This window comes from Pseudomonas sp. NPDC087626, from assembly GCF_044743405.1.
GTDB lineage: Bacteria > Pseudomonadota > Gammaproteobacteria > Pseudomonadales > Pseudomonadaceae > Aquipseudomonas.
In genome coordinates, this window is sequence record NZ_JBIUWJ010000035.1 from 37,328 (window position 1) to 55,823 (window position 18,496).

The window sequence follows — 18,496 nt, forward strand, 5'->3', positions numbered from 1 at the left end:
CTGTTCGAGGGGCTAGGGAATGGTGCAGCGCGGTTGCTGGATCCTGCTGTTGGCTATGGTCTGCTCGGTCGCCCGTGCGGTGGAAGTGCCCGCTGTACCTGCGGAAATCCATCTGGCGAGCGAAGACTGGGAAGACTACACCGCTGCCGACGGGCACGGCCTGGCCTGGGACATCTTGCGTGAGGTGTTCGAGCCGGCCGGGGTCAAGCTGGATATCCGCACGGTGCCCTACACCCGTTCGATCGGCCTGGTGCAACTCAAGGAAGTCGATGCCCTGGTCGGGTCCTACCGGGACGAGGCCAAGGGCGTGCTGTACCCGCACTGGAATTTTGACTCCGACCACATCTATGTCCTCGGCCTGGCGAGCAGTCCGGCACCTACCCAGGCCACGCTGGGCAAGTACCGCCTGGCCTGGGTGCGCGGCTACCGTTACGAAAACTACCTGCCCAATGTGCGCCGCTATAACCAGATCGAGCGCCGCACCGGCATTCTGCCGATGCTCCAGCAGGGTCGTGCGGACTATTACATCGACGCCCAGACCGAGGTCGAGGCGGTACTCAAAGGCGCCGTCGATTCGCAGCAGTTTCGCTATACCCACCTGGCCGAACTGCCGCTGTTCCTCGGTTTTGCCGATACCTCCCAGGCCAGGTCGCTGATGAAGCTGTATGATCAGCGCATGACCCTGCTGGTCGGCAATGGCGGGCTGAAACCGATTTTCGAACGCTGGAAACAACCGTATCCGTTTGAGGGTAACCTGATGCCCGCCGGCCAGTGATCAAACTATTTGATCGTTATGGCCGATAATTCAGCCTAAGCGTGGTTCGGAACCTGCTGTTACAATGCCGCCTCTGCGAATCTCCAGTACATAGATCAGGAGCACACCGGTGCCTGTCGTTTTTGTTGCCGCTTCCAAGCTGCCAACGCCTTTTGCGCAATTCACCATGCATGGCTTTCTCGATGAGTCCACTGGCCGCGAGCACGTCGTGTTGAGCTTGGGTGATGTGGCCGATGGTGCCCCGGTACTCGGCCGGCTGCACTCCGAGTGCCTGACCGGCGATGCCTTGTTCAGCCAGCGTTGCGACTGCGGCTCACAATTGGAAGCCGCCTTGCAGGCCATCGCCCGCGAAGGCCGTGGCGTGTTGCTGTACTTGCGCCAGGAAGGCCGGGGTATTGGCCTGCTGAACAAAATCCGCGCCTATGAGTTGCAAGATGGCGGTGCCGATACCGTTGAAGCCAACGAGCGCCTGGGTTTTGCCGCTGACCAGCGTGACTACGCCATGTGCCTGCCGATGCTCGAGCACCTGGGCGTCAAATCCCTGCGCCTGATGACCAACAACCCGCGCAAGGTCAAGGCATTGACCGACATGGGCATCGTGGTTGCCGAGCGCGTGCCGTTGCACACCGGCCACAATCCGCACAACAAACTCTACCTGGCGACCAAGGCCAGCAAGCTCGACCACATGATGGGCAACGAGCACCAGGGCGAGGCAGACCGGGCGTGACCCGCGGCCAGGTTCGGCGGCGCCTGTCCGTCAATTGGTGGCAATACTTCGCGCTGGCCCTGCTGCCGTTGCTGGTGATCAATGGCCTGTTTGGCGAGGGTGAAGCCCTGGCTCCGATCCTGGCGATGCCGTTCTTCATCGCCGGCATGGCCTCGATGTTCGTCAGCCTGAAGTTTTTCGGTGCCTACAAGCACGGCTTGATCGCCACCCAAAAAGCCCTGGACACCGCCGATGAACCGGCGGCCTGGATCGCCCTGGCCGCTCAGCGCCGCAGCGCCATGCTGGTGGCCTCCCTGCCGGCCTGGATCGGCGCGCTGGCGGTGTTCGTCGGCCTGGAGGCGGTGCCTCTGGTGCTGCTGGGGTTGGCCACTGGCGTGCTGTTCTACCTCTACCGTATTCCGCGTCAACTCGGCTGATGGGGCGCTGGCTGGCGCTGCTGTTGGTCCTCAGTGGCCCAGCGGCCGCCGTGGAGCGAGTAGTCAGCCTGGCACCGTCCCTGTCGGAAATCGTTGTCGAGCTGGACTCGGCCGACCTGCTGGTCGGCGTGCTCGATGCCGGCGAGCGTCCGCCAGCCCTTGAGTCCGTGCCATCGGTGGGCCGTTATGGCCAGTTGGACATGGAACGCCTGCTCAGCCTCAAGCCCGATCTGTTGCTGCTCTGGCCCGGTAGTGTCGGCCCGGCACAGCGCGAACAACTGAGCCGGCTGGGCATTCCCACCTACGTCGCCGAACCCCACAGCCTCAACCAATTGACTACCCAGATCGAAGACATTGCCCGGCAACTGGGACGAGCCGAACGTGGGCAAGCACTGGCGACCGACCTGCGTCGGCAATTGGATGGCTTGCGCCAGCGCTACCGGCGCGAGGTGCCGCTGCGGGTGTTCTATCAGGTCTGGGACCAGCCGCTATACACCGTGGGCGGCGGGCAGATCATCAGCGACGCGCTAGAGGTGTGTGGCGCGCGGAATGTGTTCGCCGACCTGCGCCTGCCGGCGCCGCAGGTCAGCATCGAGTCGGTACTGGCGCGTAATCCGCAGGTGATCCTCGCCAGCAGCCAGGCTCAGCTCGATGCCTGGAAAGCCTGGCGACAGGTCACGGCGGTGAGTAGTGGGCAATTACTGCGGGTGACCGACAAAGGCCTGGAGCGGCCGAGCGGGCAGATGATCGAAGCGACGGCGGCGTTGTGCCGGTTGATAGCGCCTGGTCGGTAAGACCGAAGTGCGGCTATCGCGAGCAGGCCGCACCGCCGCTGATCTCAGTTCAGAGCTGCGGCATCCACGTCACCCCGAACATCAACGCCCGGCCTTCCTCGCGATAACCGTACTGCTCGCCTTGGTACTGGTAAAGCGCGCGGCTGTAGTCCTTGTCCAGCAGGTTGTCGATTTTCATCTGCAGGGTGACTTCGTGGTTCACCGCCCAACTGCTGCGCAGGCTCAGCAGGCCATAGCCGCCCAGGGGCTGGAGGTTCTTCTCGTCGTCGTAGCTGCTGCTCACCGCTTGCCAGGTCGCCCCCAGTCCGAGCTGGTCGAACTGCCGGTCCAGGTCCAGGTTCAAGGTGCGGCGTGCACGGCGGGCGAGGGTGTGGCCGCTGTCGCGGTCCCGTGGGTCGATGATCGAGACGCCCAGGTTGCTCTGCCAGCCGAACAGCTCCTGCTTGAGGGCTGCCTCGAAGCCGTTGATCCGCGCCGAGGCGACGTTTTCCGGGCGGCTGCCATAGATGATCGCGTCTTCGAGGTCGGTGCGGTAGAGCGAGGCTTCCAGTCGGCTGCTGTCAGTCAGTTGGCTGCGCCATTGCAGTTCGTAGCTCTTTGAGGTTTCAGGCTTCAGGCCCGGGTTGTTGTAGTCCGGGTAGTAAAGGTCGTTGAAGGTCGGCGCCCGGAAACCTTCGCTGTAAGTCAGCAGTAAGTCATTGTCGGTGTTCAGCGGCAGGGTGAAGGTGCCGCTCCAGCTGTTCTGGCTGCCGAACTGTTGATTGTCGTCGCGGCGCAGGCCCAGCTCGGTGGAGAAATGCTCGGCAGTGAAATGATGCTGAATGAACGCGGCGCGGTTCCAGCGGCTGTCTTCACCTAAAGCGGCGCGCGCGCCGTAGTAGTCAAAGTCGCTGTTGACCCGATCTTCGTACCAGTCACCCCCCAGGATCAGGCTGTTCTGCTCGTTGAGGGTCAGGTCGTTCTGCCAATTCACGGAGTCGCGGTAGGTGTTGAATACCGAGTCTTCAGTGCTGAGCTTGTCGCGGGTTTGTTCGCGGTTCTCGCTGTGGCCCAGTTCGACGCGCGTCTTCCAGGCCTGGTTGACGCGGGCATCGAAATAGCCGCTGACGCTACTGACGTTGAAATCGCTGTAGGGCTTTTGTTGGTAGCTTTGCCCCGTGCTTGAGTCGTAGCGACCGAACGGGCTATCGAACTCGCTCTTGCCGCGGTTATCCAGCACGTTGAAACCGACTTCCAGGTCGTCACTCAAACCATGGCTCAGGCTCAGGCTCAGCGCCTGGTTGCGGTAGGCGTCGTGATCGCCATCGCTGGGGTAGGACTGGTGGGTGCGGTCGATCCCGGCAGTTTCATCCAGGCTGGCGCCGAGGTTGAAGCGAGTGTTGGCATCGCCACCGGACAGGCCGAGGCTACGCTCCCAGGTCTGGTTGCTGCCCAACCCCATGTGCAGGCGTGGCTGCAGGCCGGGCTCGGCGCTGCGCCGGGTGAAGATCTGAATCACCCCGCCAATCGCATCGCTGCCATAAATCACCGAGCGTGAGCCGCGCAACACTTCCACGCGCTCGACCTGTTCGATGTTGATGTGCTGCAGGTTGCTGTCGCCCGAGGTCGAATTGCCAATGCGCTGGCCGTCTACCAGCACCAGGCTTTGCGCGGACTTGGTGCCACGAATGGAAATCCCCGGCAGGCTGCCGCGCCCGCCCGCCTGGGTGACTTGCACCCCCGGCACCCGGCTCAGCAGGTCGGTGACGCTGGAGGGTTGCAGGCGGTCGATATCATCACGGGTGAACACCGTGTTGGCTGCACTGCTGTCATTGCGGGCTTCGACCTGGCGATTGGCGCTGATCAGGACTTCGGGCAGCTTCAGTGCTTGATCGCGCTCGAAGGTGTCGGCCAGCAGTGGGCCGCAGGGCACAAGGGTCAGCGTCAGGGCGAGGGGGGAGAGTTTCATCGGCGGTCCGTTGAGGCTTGGCGGCGAATTGAGATTTGATAGGCGCTGAAACCATTGTGGGAGCGAGCTTGCTCGCGATAGCGGAGTATCAGTCAAGGTTTCAATCGACTGAAAGGCCGCCATCGCGAGCAAGCTCGCTCCCACAGGGTTTTGCGTTTAGATGTTAAGCAGGTGCAAGCGCTCGCGAATCGACGCTTCGATTCCCGCCTCATCCAGCCCGCACTCGGCCAGCATTTGCGCCGGTTTGGCGTGTTCGACGTAGCTGTCCGGCAAGCCCAGGTGCAGCATCGACTTGAGGATGTTCTCGCGGGCGAGGAATTCGCTGACCGCACCACCGGCGCCGCCCATGATTGCGTTTTCTTCGATGGTCACCAGCAGCTCGTGGCTGGCGGCAATCTCACGCACCAGCGCTTCATCCAGCGGCTTGACGAAGCGCATGTCGACCACGGTCGCATCCAGGGTCTCGGCGACTTTCAGCGCTTCGGCCAGTTGCACGCCGAACACCAGCAGGGCGACGGTGCTGCCTTGGCGGCGCACCACGCCCTTGCCGATCTCGATCGGCTCCAGGTCTTTGTCGATCGTTGCGTTCGGGCCGTTGCCGCGTGGATACCGGACTGCCGCCGGGCCGTTGTACAGGTGGCCGGTGGTGAGCATCTTGCGCAGTTCGTTCTCGTCGCTTGGGGTCATCACCAGCATCCCGGGGATGCAGCGCAGGAACGACAAGTCGAAGCTGCCGGCGTGGGTCGGACCGTCTTCGCCCACCAGGCCGGCGCGGTCGATGGCGAACAGCACATCAAGGTTCTGCACCGCCACATCGTGCACCAGTTGGTCGTAGCCACGCTGCAGGAAGGTCGAATAGATCGCCACCACCGGTTTTGCGCCTTCGCAGGCCATGCCGGCGGCAAGGGTTACCGCGTGTTGCTCGGCGATCGCCACGTCGAAATAGCGCAGCGGGAAACGTTCGCTGAACGCCACCAGGTCGGAGCCTTCCTTCATCGCCGGGGTAATCCCCACCAGGCGCGGGTCGGCAGCGGCCATGTCGCACAGCCATTCGCCAAACACACCGGAATACTTCGGCCCGCTGGCTTTCTTCGGCGCGGCGGCCGGGGCATCCAGGGGTTCGAGCTTGGTGATGGCGTGGTAGCCGATCGGATCGACTTCCGCCGGGGCGAAACCTTTGCCTTTTTTGGTCACCACATGCAGGAACTGCGGCCCCTTGAGGTCACGCATGTTGCGCAGCGTGGCGATCAGGGTCGGCAGGTCGTGGCCGTCGATCGGCCCGATGTAGTTCCAGCCCAGCTCTTCGAACAGGGTGCCGGGGACCAGCATGCCCTTGGCGTACTCTTCGGTGCGGCGTGCGATTTCCCAGGCGCCAGGCAGGCGCGACAGGACCTTTTTGCTGCCCTCGCGCATGCTCGCGTAAGTGCGGCTGGAAAGGATCTTGGCCAGGTAATTGGACAGCCCGCCAACATTGCGCGAGATCGACATGTCGTTGTCGTTGAGGATCACCAGCATGTTGGCGTCGACTTCGGGCGCATGGTTCAGCGCCTCGAAGGCCATGCCAGCGGTCAGGGCGCCGTCGCCGATCACCGCGATGGCCTTGCGATCACTGTTCTGCAGGCGGGCGGCAATGGCCATGCCCAGCGCTGCGCTGATCGAGGTGCTGGAGTGGCCGACGCCAAAGGTGTCGTATTCGCTTTCGGAGCGGCGCGGGAAGGCGGCGATCCCGTCTTTCTGGCGCAGGGTGCCCATGCGCTCACGACGACCGGTGAGAATCTTGTGCGGATAAGCCTGATGACCCACGTCCCACACCAGCCGGTCGTCCGGGGTGTCGAACACGTAATGCAGCGCGATGGTCAGCTCGATCACGCCCAGGCCAGCACCAAAATGCCCACCGGTCTGACCGACCGTGTAGAGCAATTCCAGGCGCAACTCATCGGCCAGGGTTTCCAGCTCGGCTTCGCCTAACCGGCGCAAGCCGTCCGGCGTGTTGGCACGGTCGAGCAGGGGCGTGGTCGGGCGCTTGCGGGGAATCTCATGAAACGTCGTGGGCATCAGGCGAATCGTTATAGGTATAAAAGATGCGGCAGTTTACCTGATGCAGCGCACGCTGCCCACGCAGAGCGCGGAACTTGCTGGGCAGCGTGCGCCGGATCAGTTGCGGCGGTCGACGATATAGCGGGCCAGATCGCGCAGCGGCTCGGCCGACGCGTCAAACGGTCGCAGCGCGTGCAGGGCCTGATCGCGCAGTTCCAGGGCATAGGCCTTGGCTGCTTCGAGGCCGAGCAGGGCCGGGTAGGTCGGTTTGTCCCGGGCAATATCGGCGCCCTGGCGTTTGCCCAGGGTCTGGGTATCGCTTTCGACGTCGAGAATGTCGTCCTGCACCTGGAACGCCAGGCCGATGGCCTGGGCATAGGTCTGCAGCGCCTTGAGCTCGCTCTTCTCGGCCCGACCACTGGCTAGGGCGCCGAGCTTGACGCTGGCCTCGATCAGCGCGCCGGTCTTGTGCCGATGCATGTATTCCAGGGCTTGCTGGTCGAGCTTGATGCCCACCGAACCGAGGTCGATGGCCTGGCCGCCGACCATACCGGCTGGGCCTGCCGCCAACGCCAGGGCGCTGACCATTTGCAGGCGGATCTCGGCATCGGCGTTATTCAAGCGCGGGTCGAGCAGGGCGCTGAAAGCCAGGCTCTGCAGGCCGTCACCGGCGAGAATCGCGCAGGCTTCATCGAACTTCTTGTGCGTGGTGGGCTGGCCGCGACGCAGGTCGTCGTCGTCCATGGCCGGCAAATCGTCATGCACCAGCGAGTAAGCGTGGATCAATTCGACCGCACAGGCCGCGCCATTGGCTTGCTCAGCCTCGCCGCCCAAGGCCTGGCAGGCGGCGTAAGCCAGTAGCGGGCGCACGCGCTTGCCACCGTTCATCACGCTGTAGCGCATGGCTTCGTACAAGCGCGCGAGCTCCGGGCTCGGCGCGACGAACAGGCTTTCCAACGCGGCGTTGACCCGAGCCTGACTGCTGGCCGAATACGCCGCGATCATTCTGGTTGATCCGCGTCGAAAGGCGCCTCGGCCAGTTCGCCATCGCGCTCCAGCAGCACCTGGACCTTCTGCTCGGCCTGTGCCAGTGCGGCCTGGCAATCGCGGGTCAGGCCAATGCCTTGTTCGAAGGCGGTCAGCGAGTCTTCCAGCGACAGCTCGCCGTTCTCCAGACGCTCAACCAGCGTTTGCAGGTCGGCGAGGGATTGTTCGAAATCCAGTGCAGCTTTTTTGCGGGCCATGGCGGCTATCCAGGTGACATTTGAACCGGCGCGACACTAGCAGATAGGGGGGAGGGGGGCAAATGAGGAGACCCGCGGTTCTTGGGCGTGAGCCGAATACGAAGGCTAATCGGCTCATGAATTGAGCCGATTAATTGCGCTATCGGGCTCAGTGTCTAGTTGGCTGACGCTGAATCAGATATTCAGGGCCGCTGCTCTGCTGGCCTTGACCTGACTGAGCGCAGTCAGGACCGACGACTGTGTTTTATGGGGAAACACTCAGTGGTTTTTACTTTCAAGAAAACTCAAGTAGTTAAAGGGAAACGTCCTATCGAGTGGAACTGTTTCCCATGAATGATTTCCGGCTCAATTCACCAGATGGCGAGACCAGCTTTAGCGAAATTACCCATTTGATCGTTAGCGCACGGCAGCGTGCGTTGCAGGCGGTGAATACCGAGTTGATCGAGCTTTATTGGCAGGTTGGCGCGTACATCAGTCGCAAGATCGAAGCGGCCGAGTGGGGAGATGGTGTCGTGGTTCAATTGGCTTCCCATCTTGCGCGAACCCAGCCTGGTTTACGCGGGTTTACCAGGGCGAATCTCTTTCGCATGCGCAGGTTTTACGAGGCATACAGGCACGATGAAATAGTCGCGGCAGTGCTGCGACAATTACCCTGGACGCAAAACCTGATCATCCTCAACCAAAGCGAATGCCCTGAAGAGCGCGTTTTTTACTTGCACATGGCGATACAGGAAAAATGGTCAAGCCGCGAGCTCGAACGCCAAATCAAGGCGGCACTGTTTGAGCGCTCAATCATTAGCCCGGCGAAAATTTCGCCACGGGCAGAGCTGTTACATCCTGATGCTGTAAATGTGTTCAAGGACACCTACATGGTCGAGTTTCTCGACCTTGCGCAAGGACATATCGAGACAGATTTGCATCGTGGTCTGATACATCGGCTCAGGGACTTCCTGATTGAGCTGGGAAGGGACTTTTGCTTTATCGGCTCACAGTATCCCCTGCAGGTCGGAGGCCGTGACTTTGCTCTGGACCTGCTGTTCTTCCATCGGGGGCTGAACTGCCTGGTGGCAATCGAACTCAAGGTCGGGCGCTTCGAGCCCGAATACCTGGGCAAACTGGACTTCTACCTTGAAGCCCTGGATCGCAACGTTCGTAAACCCCACGAGAACCCGGCGTTGGGTGTGCTGTTATGTGCCAGCAAGGATGATGAGGTGGTTGAGTACGCACTCAACCGTTCACTTTCGCCGGCGTTGATTGCGCAGTACCAAACCCAACTGCCAGACAAGCAGTTACTGCAGGCCAAGTTGCATGAGTTTTATGCGCTCAATGATTTGGCTGCAGGCAAGTATTAGCATTTTTGATTGCTTCCTTTTGGGCCTGCCTCAGGTCGGCGTCAACGAGCCCCGCTGCAACTCCTGGGTGGTATCGATAATGAAATTACGCAGCCAGCGGTTGTGCGGGTCGTCGTTGTGTTCCACGTCCCAGACCATGAATACACGAAAGGCCGGGACAAAAATCGGCACCGGGCTGACCGTCAGTCGGGCAATCCGGGCGTAGGACAGCGCCGCAAAGGTCGGCAGGGTGGCGATCACATCGCTGTTGACCAGCGTCGCCAGGGCCCCGGAAAAGTGGGTAAAGGACGCTGATACCCGACGCGGAATGCCTTCACTTTCCAGCAGGTCATCGACGAAACCACGGCGGCCATCGAAGGATACCCGCACATGTTCGTGGCGCAGGTATTCGTCGCGACTGATAGGACTCTGCAGGTTGAGACGTGGTCCGTCATACAGGCAGGAGTAGGACGAAGAGAACAGTACTTGAGAGGAGTAGTGCGAGGTGACTTCCTTGGGCTCGGAACACAAGACCATGTCGATGGCCGGGTCCGCCAGGGCGTTTTTCCACAGTGAGCTGTTGGTCTGGTGAAAGGCGAAACTCACTGACAGGCCGCGGGCCTTGGCCTCGTTGACCAGCCTGGGCGACAGGTAACTTTCGATGTCGTCCGACAGGGCGATGTTGAACACCCGGTTGGATGACTCGGCGGCAAACTGCGGCTGGCGATCGACAATCGCGCTGACGGCTGTCAGCGCTTCCATCACCTTGGGTGCGATCTCCAGTGCCCGAGGTGTCGGCACCATGCCGGTGCCGGTGCGCAGAAACAGTTCGTCGTGAAACTGTTCGCGCAACCGCTTGAGCGAAGAGCTCACCGCCCCTTGAGTCACGTGCAGCACGGCAGCCGTGCGGGTCACGCTGCGCTCGGTCATCAGGCACTGGAAGATGATTAACAGATTGAGGTCGACCCTACTGATATTAGAAATTCTAATCATGGGTATCTCTAGTATTCGTTTGATTAATTTACCTGCGGATTCTTAATCTCAACCCAGGCAAACACAACAACAATCGAGAACCTCAGCATGCAACAGACGATAGCGCGAACGGATCAACCTGATGGCATAGCGTCATCCAGCGCCGCGACGGAACTGCGCAAACGCGCAGTGGCCGTCGGTATCGGCAACTTCATGGAGTGGTTCGACTTTGCCATCTACGGCTACTTCGCCGCGGTGATCGGCCAGATCTTCTTCCCGTCGACCCAGCCGGGCGTCTCGCTGCTGTCGTCGCTGGCGGTGTTCGCCGTGGGGTTTCTCGCCCGGCCATTGGGCGCCGTGGTGCTGGGGCCGATTGGCGACAAGCTGGGGCGACGCGCGGTGCTGATCATCACGGTGTTCGGCATGGGTCTGGCGACCACGCTGATCGGCCTGCTGCCGGACTACGCGAGCATCGGTATTGCTGCGCCGATATTGCTGGTGGCCCTGCGCTTCTTGCAGGGAATGATGGTCGGAGGTGAGTGGTCCAGCGCCGGGATCTACATCGTCGAAAGTGCCCCGGCCAATCGCCGCGCCACCGCTGCCAGCGTGATTACCGGTACGGCCGGCGCAGCATTTCTTTGCGGTACGGCGATTGCGGCGATCATCACCAGTTCAATGTCCGAGGAGGCAGTGGCTCAGTGGGGATGGCGAGTACCGTTCGTTGCCTCCATCGTCATGGCGGGCGTGGCCATGTACATCCGCCGCAAACTGGGTGACACCCCGGTCTACGAGGAGCTTGAACGCAAGCGGGCCAACAACACCCTGGAAACCGTATCCAGCCGGGCCAAATGGCGCGCGTTCGTGATTTCCTTCGCATTCTCTGCCTTGTTCGGCGTGTCGCTGTACTACTTCATCACCTACGCCAACACCCACCTGACGCAAACCGTCGGCCTGAGCAAATCCACGGCCCTGTGGCTGTGCAGCCTGACCCTGGTGATCTACACCTTGCTCAACCCGATTGTCGGGCGCCTCAGCGATCGTTTTGGTCGTCGTCCTTTTGTCCTCAGCGCTGCATTCGGCCTGACCGTGCTGGCCTACCCGGTGTTTCTGTTGATGAACACCGGCCACTACGGGGCAATCCTCCTGGGATTGCTGATCATGGCGCTGCTGGTGGCGATCACTGCGGTGATGGACGTGGTGCTGCTGGTGGAAGTGTTCCCAGCGTCGATCCGCTCCACCGGCGCCGCAGTCGGGCACAACGTGGCGTTGGCCCTGCTGGCTGGCCCGGGCCCGTTCATTGCGGTGGCACTGATCCAGGCCACCCACAACCCGAACATTCCTGCCGTGTACCTGGCCGCCGTGTCGCTGGCCTGCTTCATCGTGCTCTGGTTCCTGCTGCCGGAAACCAAGGACCGCGACATCACTCGTGGTTAATCCCCATCTTCTTCTGACACAAGGCAAGGCTCATGTTTAAAGCAGCTGTAGTGCAAGCGTCTTCCATTCCGTTCGAGCCGCAACTGAGCGCCGAAAAAGCGGCCGGCCTGATCCGCCAGGCCGCCGCCCAGGGCGCCACGCTTGCGGTGTTCCCCGAGGCCTTCCTCGGCGGCTACCCCAAGGGCGCCGCCTTCGGCACCGTCATCGGCAGCCGCAATGCCACCGGCCGCGCGCACTTCGAGCGCTACATGGACGGCGCAGTCACCCTCGACGGCCCGGAACTGGCCCGTCTCAGCGAAGTGGCGAATGAAACCGGCCTGCATGTGGTCATGGGCATCATCGAGCGCCTGGGCCGCACGTTGTATTGCACCGCCGTGACCCTGGCCCCGGGCCAAGGCATTGCCGGGTATCACCGCAAACTGATGCCGACCGGCCAGGAGCGGATCATCTGGGGCTTCGGCGATGGCTCGACCATCGCCCCGGTGGACACCCCCTTCGGCCGCCTGGGCAGCGTCATCTGCTGGGAAAACTACATGCCCGCCCTGCGCCAGGCCATGTACGCCCAAGGCACCGAAATCTACTGCGCGCCCACCGCCGACGACCGCCCAACCTGGGCCTCATCGATGGTGCACATCGCCCTCGAAGGCCGGGTCCACGTCCTGTCCGCCTGCCAGGCCATCACCCTGGCCGAATACCCGGCCAGCTACCGAGAAGACTTCAACCTCCAGGCCCAGGACGCCGACTACATCATGCACGGCGGCAGCATGATCGTCAGCCCGACCGGCGAAGTGCTGGCAGGGCCAGTGTTTGACCAGGAAACCATCCTGTACGCCGAAATCGACCTGTCCATCGGCCGCGCCAGCAACCTTGATTTTGACGTGTGCGGGCACTATTCGCGGCCGGAGGTGTTTCAGTTGAAGGTGAATACAGCGCCGATGCAGGCGGTGGTGTTTGGGGAGGGGTGATTTGTGAAGAGAGGGGGGTAACGGGCATTAAAAAGCCGGCTTGTGGTTAGCTTTTAATCGATCTATATGTTTGAAAAATAATAAGTTAGATAGTTTGAAAAGCGCTCTGATCCCCCATTTGTTCCCCCACTTTTTTGTGGTTTTTGCACGGCATTTGACCGGCTTTTTTTGTGGTTCAGCCTACGGTTTTTTCGTGAGGCTGAACCCGAATAGTGACATCCAACCCGCGGGGCCATCAGTCGTTGCTGTACCCGGCAAGTCGACTCTCAAAGTATTGCGCGGTCTCCTGATCGGTACAGTACAGGTAGCAGCCCTTCATCCCACGAGTCATCAATGTTCGATACGTGTTTTTGATGATCAGGTCTGTCTCCTGCTGCGCCAGAGCAGGTTGCTCCTTCATCAACTTCTTCCAGCCACGAATCGATTTGTCGTGCTTGTCTCGCTCATGCGGCGACGTCACCACCTGCCCATCACGCACGACTAGATCCGGTCCGATGATCACTCCAATATAATCAACTTCCAGCCCTTGGCAGGTGTGGATGCAACCGACCTGTTCAATGGAGTTTTCAGCGATGATCCACAAGCTGCCATCCTGATCCAGATTCCATTGGCGTGCGTAGTCATCGCCGATAACGATGTCAGCGGCCTTGGAGTCTTTCTTGCTGAGCCAAGACCAGCAGTAACCCGCGACAACGCGAGCCTTGTTTCCGTGGTTTTTCTGCTCGATAGCCGCATGCATCGCCTGAGGGGAGTCGAACACCTTGAACTCATACTCGCTGGTATCGAGCAGTGGATTGGCTGTCGCGTGAATCCCCAATACGTCATCCAACCACGCCAGGTAGCCATCAGAACCACTGCAACGGAACTGGGAAGACAGTATGTATTCCTCCACGGTTGCGCCTTTGGCTTTGGCAAAGGCGCGGATAGCCTGCTTGTTACCAATGTCGTTCAAGGTCACGCGCTGGTCTTCGTCGATGAAGAAAATCGAGCATTTTGCTGATTCGATCAGCTCATTGATCTGGTTTTCACCCAGGTTTCCGTAAAGCCCGCTTTTCTCATTAAGCCTGTGGGCTTCGTCAACGATGAGTGCGTCATACGTATTGGGCTCGGTATCGATGAAGGCTCCCGAACCGGAAAAAAAGTTGGAGAAATGGCTACGTTTGACGGTGCCAACCAACTTGCTCTCGTACACCTTGCGTGGCGCAGCATTTTTTGAGACGTACTTGCTCAACAGCTTCAAGGCGGTGAGCCTCACCAGCAAGTTGATCGCTAATACTGTTTTTCCGGTACCCGGACCGCCTTCGATGATCAGCACCTTCGGCGCTTCAATAGAGGCCTCACTTGCCGCAGCGAGCGCCGACTCGAAGATTGACTTTTGATCATCAATCAATACGAACTCAGGCTTGCCTTTCATTAGCCCGCTCAGCGCCTCTGCCAGTGCTTTGGACGGGCGAATCTTCCCGTTGGCGAGTTCGTAAAGAACCTCCTTGTTGTCGCCATGAATGATGTGTTTCTTGAGGAAACTTCGCAGCTTTGCAAGCTCTTCGGGGCCCTTGAGGAACAAGGGGGCTTTGCTGGTATAGGCTTCGTAGTGAGCAGAGTCGATGACGCCATCACTGACATAGTTATGGAGGTAGGCACAGGGGCGTACTTCGATGCTTTTGTCGTAGACGGCTTCGTTGAAGCCCTCCAGCAGCGCGGCGTACGACCAAACCTGGTAGGACGGATGAATGGTTTCGACAAGACCTCCACCCAGCGCCGTTTTGACAATCGCATCCTTGGTGGTTGCGCTGGCCTTGCTCCATTGCTTCAGTTCGATCAATACCGCGTTTTTTGCCTGATTCTCATCGCGGCCTGTCAGCAAAAAGTCGATTCGTTTCGATGACTGAGGGATGTGCAGCTCAATCGCCAGGCCGGCGTTGTTGGGCAGGCCGTCGTCTCGAAGCACCTTGGCCATATAAGTCAGTGAACCCTGCCAGGATCTAATCTCCGAAGCTCCGACCTTCTTGCCAGTGGCTTCTTTGAAGTGCCTGAGGATCACATCTTCAATATCGTCGTTATCGCTGTCTTTGAGGAATTGCTGTTTGGTCGCAGCGTAAACGATCACGAGTGGTCCTTAGAGCCCAATGGGTCAGAGTTGGTCGTACTTTTTGCTGGTGCTTTTAGCTTTGTCGACAGGGTATTTCTGCCCGTTTAGGGCGAGCTTGCTTGTCACCGCTTCGTTGAGATCGACACCCAGCACACTGGCCAAGCGGACCAAATACATGAGCACGTCAGCCAGTTCGTCCTTCACGGCTTGAGCGGTTTCGGGACGCTTTGCTGCACCCGTTGAATCGGCCTCACTCATCCATTGGAAAATTTCGCAGAGTTCACCTACCTCGCCTGTGAGAGCCAAGAGGAGGTTTTTAGGTGAGTGGAACTGCTGCCAGTCGCGCTCATCGGCAAAGCGCTGCAGTGATGCGGCAAGATTTTCCACGTTAACCAATTGCTTGGGAGTGCTATCTACATTGCTCACAGGCTCGTCTCTTGTAGTCAACAGCTAACGTGACCGAAAAGCCGGGTTAGAAATTAAGGTCTGGATTGTAAGACTTTTCCTTTTTTTGTGGCGGTTTTTCGCTGGGTACTCTTGCAGGGCGGCAGCTCATTTATGCCTTTGAGTACGGTAAGGTGAGGTCTTGGGCGTTGCAGCTTGGGACGGGAAAACGTAAACCAAGAGCCATGAGTTGCAGGCTTCATAAAAATCTAAGGTTTAGTACGATTTAATTCACCTCATACGCGGTTAGCTCCTGATCATGAAGCAGCGTAAGACTTTACTTTCGCAACTGTTGCGTTGTTCTCGGTATGCTAAGGCGTTTGACCAAAAGTCCACATTTATTTGCTGACAGGATTTTGATTGACGAGACTAACCGCGTCGAGCCGGACTTAACACAAGGGCAGCGGTAAGGACCGCTAGGAGCCGGCCGATTGCGGCCACTCGGTGTTGATTAAAAACTAAAGGCCGGCGAGATCGCATGCAGGGGAGTCTCGCCATAATGCCTGCCAAGTGATGACTAGGAGTAGTGAGTTTATATGGTGGTTAACCGCTCTATGGCGATTTCCAAGGACTTATCATCAAATAAACGACTCTTCCGTTCCCCGGCACCTGGTGTCGTTGCTTTCCATGAAGACAAGCCTTTGCGGACTTCCGTGACGTTCGGTTTAATTCCATCATTTACTAACAGCCAGTCCACCGAAGCTAGAAGTTCCATGCCATAGGGAGACTCAAAACCATCAATTAATTTTGATGTAAGCTCCAAAGCCGGCGCGTAAGCTTTGCCTTCGCTTTTTAAATAGGCTTGAACGAATGTTTTGCGGCTTTCATCAAACCAGATAACATCTAGCGGTCCCGCATCGCTTATTCGCTTTCCGCAGTGCAGATAGCTTCCATCCAAATTATTTAGCAAATGTTGGAGTCGATTGGCATATGGCCCGTATTTATGTGCTACAAACTTCAAGTCTAGAGGGTTCTCGCCGGGGCATAAGCGTTCTATTGCACGCTCTAAAAACCAGGCTAACTTTTGAATTTCTAGAAGGCTGCACTCCATGCCTAGTACCCAGTAACGGCGCACTAGTTCGGCAATTAAAGCACGGGCTGGTGTCAGTTTTTCCACTCCACTGCGTTTGGCAACGTTTTGATATTGCTTAGTTGGCTCGAAGACAAGGATATCGGTTTCTAGATCCTTGAGTTGCACCTCGATCAGTTCTCGGACAACGTTCCACTCAAGTCCACCGTTACCCGCACCCAATGGCGGAATGGCGATTGACTTAACCTGTTGGTCGATCAAAAAATGACGGAGATCGTCTAGTCCTTCAGCAATCCAACTTATCTTGGAGGGAGAGCGCCAGTGTTGCTTTGTCGGAAAATTGATCACCCACCTCGGACCATCGAGCTCACGCACTTCTGTGATGAACATCTTACCCGTGTGCACCTGATTTGCTTTGCAAGCAGTTGCGTATAATCGGTAATTATCGGCAAAACGCTCCTTGAACATCAGCGCAATGCCTTTGCCCATCACGCCGACGGTGTTGACCGTATTGACGAGTGCTTCGACCTTAGCCTCAAGCAGGTTGCCTTGTGTGAACCTAATCATCAGAAATACCACCTTGCCCGGGCATGAACAGGCAGATCCAGTCCACGCTCCTTAATCCCCTTTTCAACACGACGCTTTATTGCTTCTGTATAGCAGACAATCCCCAGAAGGCCCTCTACTGGCACATGGCCGTGCACGAGGGCCTCGGCTTGATAGCGTTCCATTTTTTTAGGGTCGTCAGGGTCACGCTTAAAATCACGACGTTGAAGTACATCCCAATCGATTTGATCAAGTCGCTCAAGATCGCTGTAGTAGTCAGTCCAGTGAGGGTAAGCGTGTGCGTTTGTAAAAACGAAGGGTAGGCTTAGATTTTGAAGGTGATACAAGCTGGACACAAGAATCACTATCTCTTCATTTTTACGTTGCTGCACGCCCCATCCCGAATGAATGTTTTTCATCATCACTGAGAAAGGCGTGAAATAGAACGGCACATAATCGCCCAGCGTGCCTCCAGGAGCGATAGGTACGGCACGGTGACGACGCTTGCTGATCAAATCCGGATTGCCGATGCTGACGTAACTGGGCGACAGAATCCCTGACTCAGCGCAATGCAGGCCATTATCAAGCAGCCAAGGTAGGTTGTCACGGTGGACAATACGCCAAATCAGCGCTTTCTCCGGATTCAAATTTTTATAGATCATCGGGTAAACATTGCTCCGTTGACCTCAACCTCAAGCGAGAGTCTCAGCCCAGCTACTACGCGGGCTACGCTTTCTGCAACCTGATCTGAGGGCGCGTAAACCTTAAAAAACCACGTAGGCGGTACTGGATGTGGCGATAAACACTCCGCCATACAGACGCTTTTGCAGGTCGGATCAAGGTAATCGCGAAGGTTCATCACCTCCCAGTCTATCGCAGCCACCCCTGGCGTGTAGTCAAGCAATTGGATATTGCCGCTTGCCAAGGGATGGCATGGGACAACCTTCCAGTTCCCTCGCTGGGCCAATGCCCTTCTCACCGTAATTAACACGAATTGCTCGTTCGGTCTGTCACGTTGGACTCGACCATCGAAGGGGTTTCGAGCGAACCAGTGAAAGGGAACGTAATTCTCAAGCGCCAACGCTTGACGGTTGGTGATGATTTCCTGGTCGGCGACATCTTGAAATTCTTGGAGCTGCGCTCGTGGCATCAAACCTCTCTCAAGAATCGATGGAATGTTAGTCACGCTCGTCAGGTGATAAAGCAGTTTTTGCTCTCGAATGTCAGGCATTGATTAGCTCCCTCTCATCAGGACATACGACGGTTGCGTCTTACACGATCATGCCATTTTGATATTGCTCCGTCACTCTATAACCTTGCTCGTTGAAAGGGTATCTGCTAATGGACCAGTATCAGAGTGAAATAGCGTCCATCTCGTCCACTGACCAGTGCTATACCCGAACTCCTCTCAAAGCCAAACCGTTAAAACCATCCCCACGTCATCCCGCCAAGAATGTTGAGTGTTATCAGGGATCAAGGCCCCTGCGACCTGTGAGGGTTGTCCACTAACGCGGGACTTGCGGCTCCTTACGACCGGAAGCTTGGGCATCTCATGATCTGGCCTCCTGAGCACTTCCGAGGAAGTGGGCGGGTGGAGGCTGCACTGGCTGACGAGACCGGTGCTGCGAGACCCTGAGTCGGTTGAAGGCAGTAATGCGATGACCGGGGCATGCCTGACTGTCAGTCAGGTGCAGTCCATTCCTTGGGCTGCGGCACCATCATCGGCATCGCTGTTGCTGGTGAC

The 18,496-nt window shown here is 58.4% G+C and carries 17 protein-coding genes; 7 read left to right on the top strand and 10 right to left on the bottom strand.

Features of this window, described 5'->3' with window-relative positions; genetic code table 11:
- Positions 1 to 19 precede the first annotated feature (19 nt).
- The 4 genes from ACIOVD_RS23545 (at position 20) to ACIOVD_RS23560 (ending at position 2,712) form a co-directional block, all read left to right on the top strand.
- Positions 20 to 775: a substrate-binding periplasmic protein gene (locus ACIOVD_RS23545; protein ID WP_401130495.1), complete on the top strand. Its 756-nt coding sequence runs from the start codon at positions 20 to 22 to the stop codon at positions 773 to 775.
- Between the two features lie 109 nt (positions 776 to 884).
- Positions 885 to 1,502 carry a GTP cyclohydrolase II gene (gene ribA / locus ACIOVD_RS23550; protein WP_027617724.1) on the top strand — a complete coding sequence of 206 codons (618 nt, stop codon included), beginning with the start codon at positions 885 to 887 and terminating at the stop codon, positions 1,500 to 1,502.
- On the top strand, positions 1,499 to 1,918 hold the full coding sequence (locus ACIOVD_RS23555; protein WP_159998151.1) for an MFS transporter: 420 nt from the start codon (positions 1,499 to 1,501) through the stop codon (positions 1,916 to 1,918). The genes ribA and ACIOVD_RS23555 overlap by 4 nt, the downstream gene beginning before the upstream one ends.
- A complete protein-coding gene (locus ACIOVD_RS23560) occupies positions 1,918 to 2,712 on the top strand; it encodes a cobalamin-binding protein (protein ID WP_159998149.1) in 795 nt (264 codons plus the stop codon). Before ACIOVD_RS23555 ends, ACIOVD_RS23560 begins: the two co-directional genes overlap by 1 nt.
- A 49-nt stretch (positions 2,713 to 2,761) precedes the next feature.
- On the opposite strand, the gene ACIOVD_RS23565 is transcribed toward ACIOVD_RS23560, so the two are convergent.
- From ACIOVD_RS23565 to ACIOVD_RS23580, 4 genes are all read right to left on the bottom strand, one after another.
- Positions 2,762 to 4,660, bottom strand: a complete 1,899-nt coding sequence (locus ACIOVD_RS23565) for a TonB-dependent receptor domain-containing protein (RefSeq protein ID WP_401130498.1) — start codon at positions 4,658 to 4,660, stop codon at positions 2,762 to 2,764.
- 156 nt (positions 4,661 to 4,816) lie between these two features.
- Complete coding sequence (gene dxs / locus ACIOVD_RS23570; RefSeq protein WP_401130500.1) at positions 4,817 to 6,715, bottom strand: 1-deoxy-D-xylulose-5-phosphate synthase; 1,899 nt, start codon at positions 6,713 to 6,715, stop codon at positions 4,817 to 4,819.
- Positions 6,716 to 6,814: 99 nt separating this feature from the next.
- On the bottom strand, positions 6,815 to 7,702 hold the full coding sequence (gene ispA, locus ACIOVD_RS23575) for a (2E,6E)-farnesyl diphosphate synthase (RefSeq protein WP_095166240.1): 888 nt from the start codon (positions 7,700 to 7,702) through the stop codon (positions 6,815 to 6,817).
- Positions 7,699 to 7,941: an exodeoxyribonuclease VII small subunit gene (locus ACIOVD_RS23580; RefSeq protein ID WP_095166242.1), complete on the bottom strand. Its 243-nt coding sequence runs from the start codon at positions 7,939 to 7,941 to the stop codon at positions 7,699 to 7,701. Before ACIOVD_RS23580 ends, ispA begins: the two co-directional genes overlap by 4 nt.
- A 329-nt stretch (positions 7,942 to 8,270) precedes the next feature.
- Here ACIOVD_RS23580 and ACIOVD_RS23585 point away from each other — a divergent pair, with 329 nt between their 5' ends.
- Positions 8,271 to 9,293: a YhcG family protein gene (locus ACIOVD_RS23585; protein WP_401130503.1), complete on the top strand. Its 1,023-nt coding sequence runs from the start codon at positions 8,271 to 8,273 to the stop codon at positions 9,291 to 9,293.
- 30 nt (positions 9,294 to 9,323) lie between these two features.
- On the opposite strand, the gene ACIOVD_RS23590 is transcribed toward ACIOVD_RS23585, so the two are convergent.
- Positions 9,324 to 10,265 carry a LysR family transcriptional regulator gene (locus tag ACIOVD_RS23590; protein ID WP_401130505.1) on the bottom strand — a complete coding sequence of 314 codons (942 nt, stop codon included), beginning with the start codon at positions 10,263 to 10,265 and terminating at the stop codon, positions 9,324 to 9,326.
- An 87-nt stretch (positions 10,266 to 10,352) separates the two neighbouring features.
- Between ACIOVD_RS23590 and ACIOVD_RS23595 the strand changes: the two genes are divergently transcribed.
- A complete protein-coding gene (locus ACIOVD_RS23595) occupies positions 10,353 to 11,678 on the top strand; it encodes an MFS transporter (RefSeq protein WP_401130507.1) in 1,326 nt (441 codons plus the stop codon).
- A 32-nt stretch (positions 11,679 to 11,710) separates the two neighbouring features.
- On the top strand, positions 11,711 to 12,643 hold the full coding sequence (locus ACIOVD_RS23600; RefSeq protein ID WP_320333098.1) for a carbon-nitrogen hydrolase family protein: 933 nt from the start codon (positions 11,711 to 11,713) through the stop codon (positions 12,641 to 12,643).
- Positions 12,644 to 12,878: 235 nt separating this feature from the next.
- Here ACIOVD_RS23600 and ACIOVD_RS23605 read toward each other — a convergent pair whose 3' ends face one another.
- From ACIOVD_RS23605 to ACIOVD_RS23625, 5 genes are all read right to left on the bottom strand, one after another.
- Positions 12,879 to 14,750, bottom strand: coding sequence for a DNA/RNA helicase domain-containing protein (locus ACIOVD_RS23605; RefSeq protein ID WP_401130509.1), 1,872 nt, complete (start codon positions 14,748 to 14,750; stop codon positions 12,879 to 12,881).
- Between the two features lie 24 nt (positions 14,751 to 14,774).
- A complete protein-coding gene (locus tag ACIOVD_RS23610) occupies positions 14,775 to 15,158 on the bottom strand; it encodes a nucleotide pyrophosphohydrolase (RefSeq protein WP_401130511.1) in 384 nt (127 codons plus the stop codon).
- A 550-nt stretch (positions 15,159 to 15,708) separates the two neighbouring features.
- The gene (locus tag ACIOVD_RS23615; protein WP_401130513.1) at positions 15,709 to 16,773 is read right to left on the bottom strand and encodes a macro domain-containing protein; all 1,065 of its coding nucleotides are present in this window, start codon (positions 16,771 to 16,773) and stop codon (positions 15,709 to 15,711) included.
- Positions 16,773 to 17,414, bottom strand: a complete 642-nt coding sequence (locus tag ACIOVD_RS23620) for a DUF4433 domain-containing protein (protein WP_401130515.1) — start codon at positions 17,412 to 17,414, stop codon at positions 16,773 to 16,775. The genes ACIOVD_RS23615 and ACIOVD_RS23620 overlap by 1 nt, the downstream gene beginning before the upstream one ends.
- A complete protein-coding gene (locus ACIOVD_RS23625) occupies positions 17,411 to 17,983 on the bottom strand; it encodes a DarT ssDNA thymidine ADP-ribosyltransferase family protein (RefSeq protein WP_401130517.1) in 573 nt (190 codons plus the stop codon). The genes ACIOVD_RS23620 and ACIOVD_RS23625 overlap by 4 nt, the downstream gene beginning before the upstream one ends.
- Between the last annotated feature and the right edge of the window lie 513 nt (positions 17,984 to 18,496).

What these genes read in the sequence shown, in the direction of transcription:
- ACIOVD_RS23585 (WP_401130503.1), top strand. Translation starts at nt 8,271, where the DNA reads ATGAATGATTTCCGGCTCAATTCACCAGATGGCGAGACCAGCTTTAGC.
- ACIOVD_RS23625 (WP_401130517.1), bottom strand. Translation starts at nt 17,983, where the DNA reads ATGCCTGACATTCGAGAGCAAAAACTGCTTTATCACCTGACGAGCGTG.
- ACIOVD_RS23545 (WP_401130495.1), top strand. Translation starts at nt 20, where the DNA reads ATGGTGCAGCGCGGTTGCTGGATCCTGCTGTTGGCTATGGTCTGCTCG.
- ACIOVD_RS23615 (WP_401130513.1), bottom strand. Translation starts at nt 16,773, where the DNA reads ATGATTAGGTTCACACAAGGCAACCTGCTTGAGGCTAAGGTCGAAGCA.
- dxs (WP_401130500.1), bottom strand. Translation starts at nt 6,715, where the DNA reads ATGCCCACGACGTTTCATGAGATTCCCCGCAAGCGCCCGACCACGCCC.
- ACIOVD_RS23590 (WP_401130505.1), bottom strand. Translation starts at nt 10,265, where the DNA reads ATGATTAGAATTTCTAATATCAGTAGGGTCGACCTCAATCTGTTAATC.
- ACIOVD_RS23600 (WP_320333098.1), top strand. Translation starts at nt 11,711, where the DNA reads ATGTTTAAAGCAGCTGTAGTGCAAGCGTCTTCCATTCCGTTCGAGCCG.
- ACIOVD_RS23565 (WP_401130498.1), bottom strand. Translation starts at nt 4,660, where the DNA reads ATGAAACTCTCCCCCCTCGCCCTGACGCTGACCCTTGTGCCCTGCGGC.
- ACIOVD_RS23580 (WP_095166242.1), bottom strand. Translation starts at nt 7,941, where the DNA reads ATGGCCCGCAAAAAAGCTGCACTGGATTTCGAACAATCCCTCGCCGAC.
- ACIOVD_RS23620 (WP_401130515.1), bottom strand. Translation starts at nt 17,414, where the DNA reads ATGATCTATAAAAATTTGAATCCGGAGAAAGCGCTGATTTGGCGTATT.
- ispA (WP_095166240.1), bottom strand. Translation starts at nt 7,702, where the DNA reads ATGATCGCGGCGTATTCGGCCAGCAGTCAGGCTCGGGTCAACGCCGCG.
- ACIOVD_RS23560 (WP_159998149.1), top strand. Translation starts at nt 1,918, where the DNA reads ATGGGGCGCTGGCTGGCGCTGCTGTTGGTCCTCAGTGGCCCAGCGGCC.
- ACIOVD_RS23595 (WP_401130507.1), top strand. Translation starts at nt 10,353, where the DNA reads ATGCAACAGACGATAGCGCGAACGGATCAACCTGATGGCATAGCGTCA.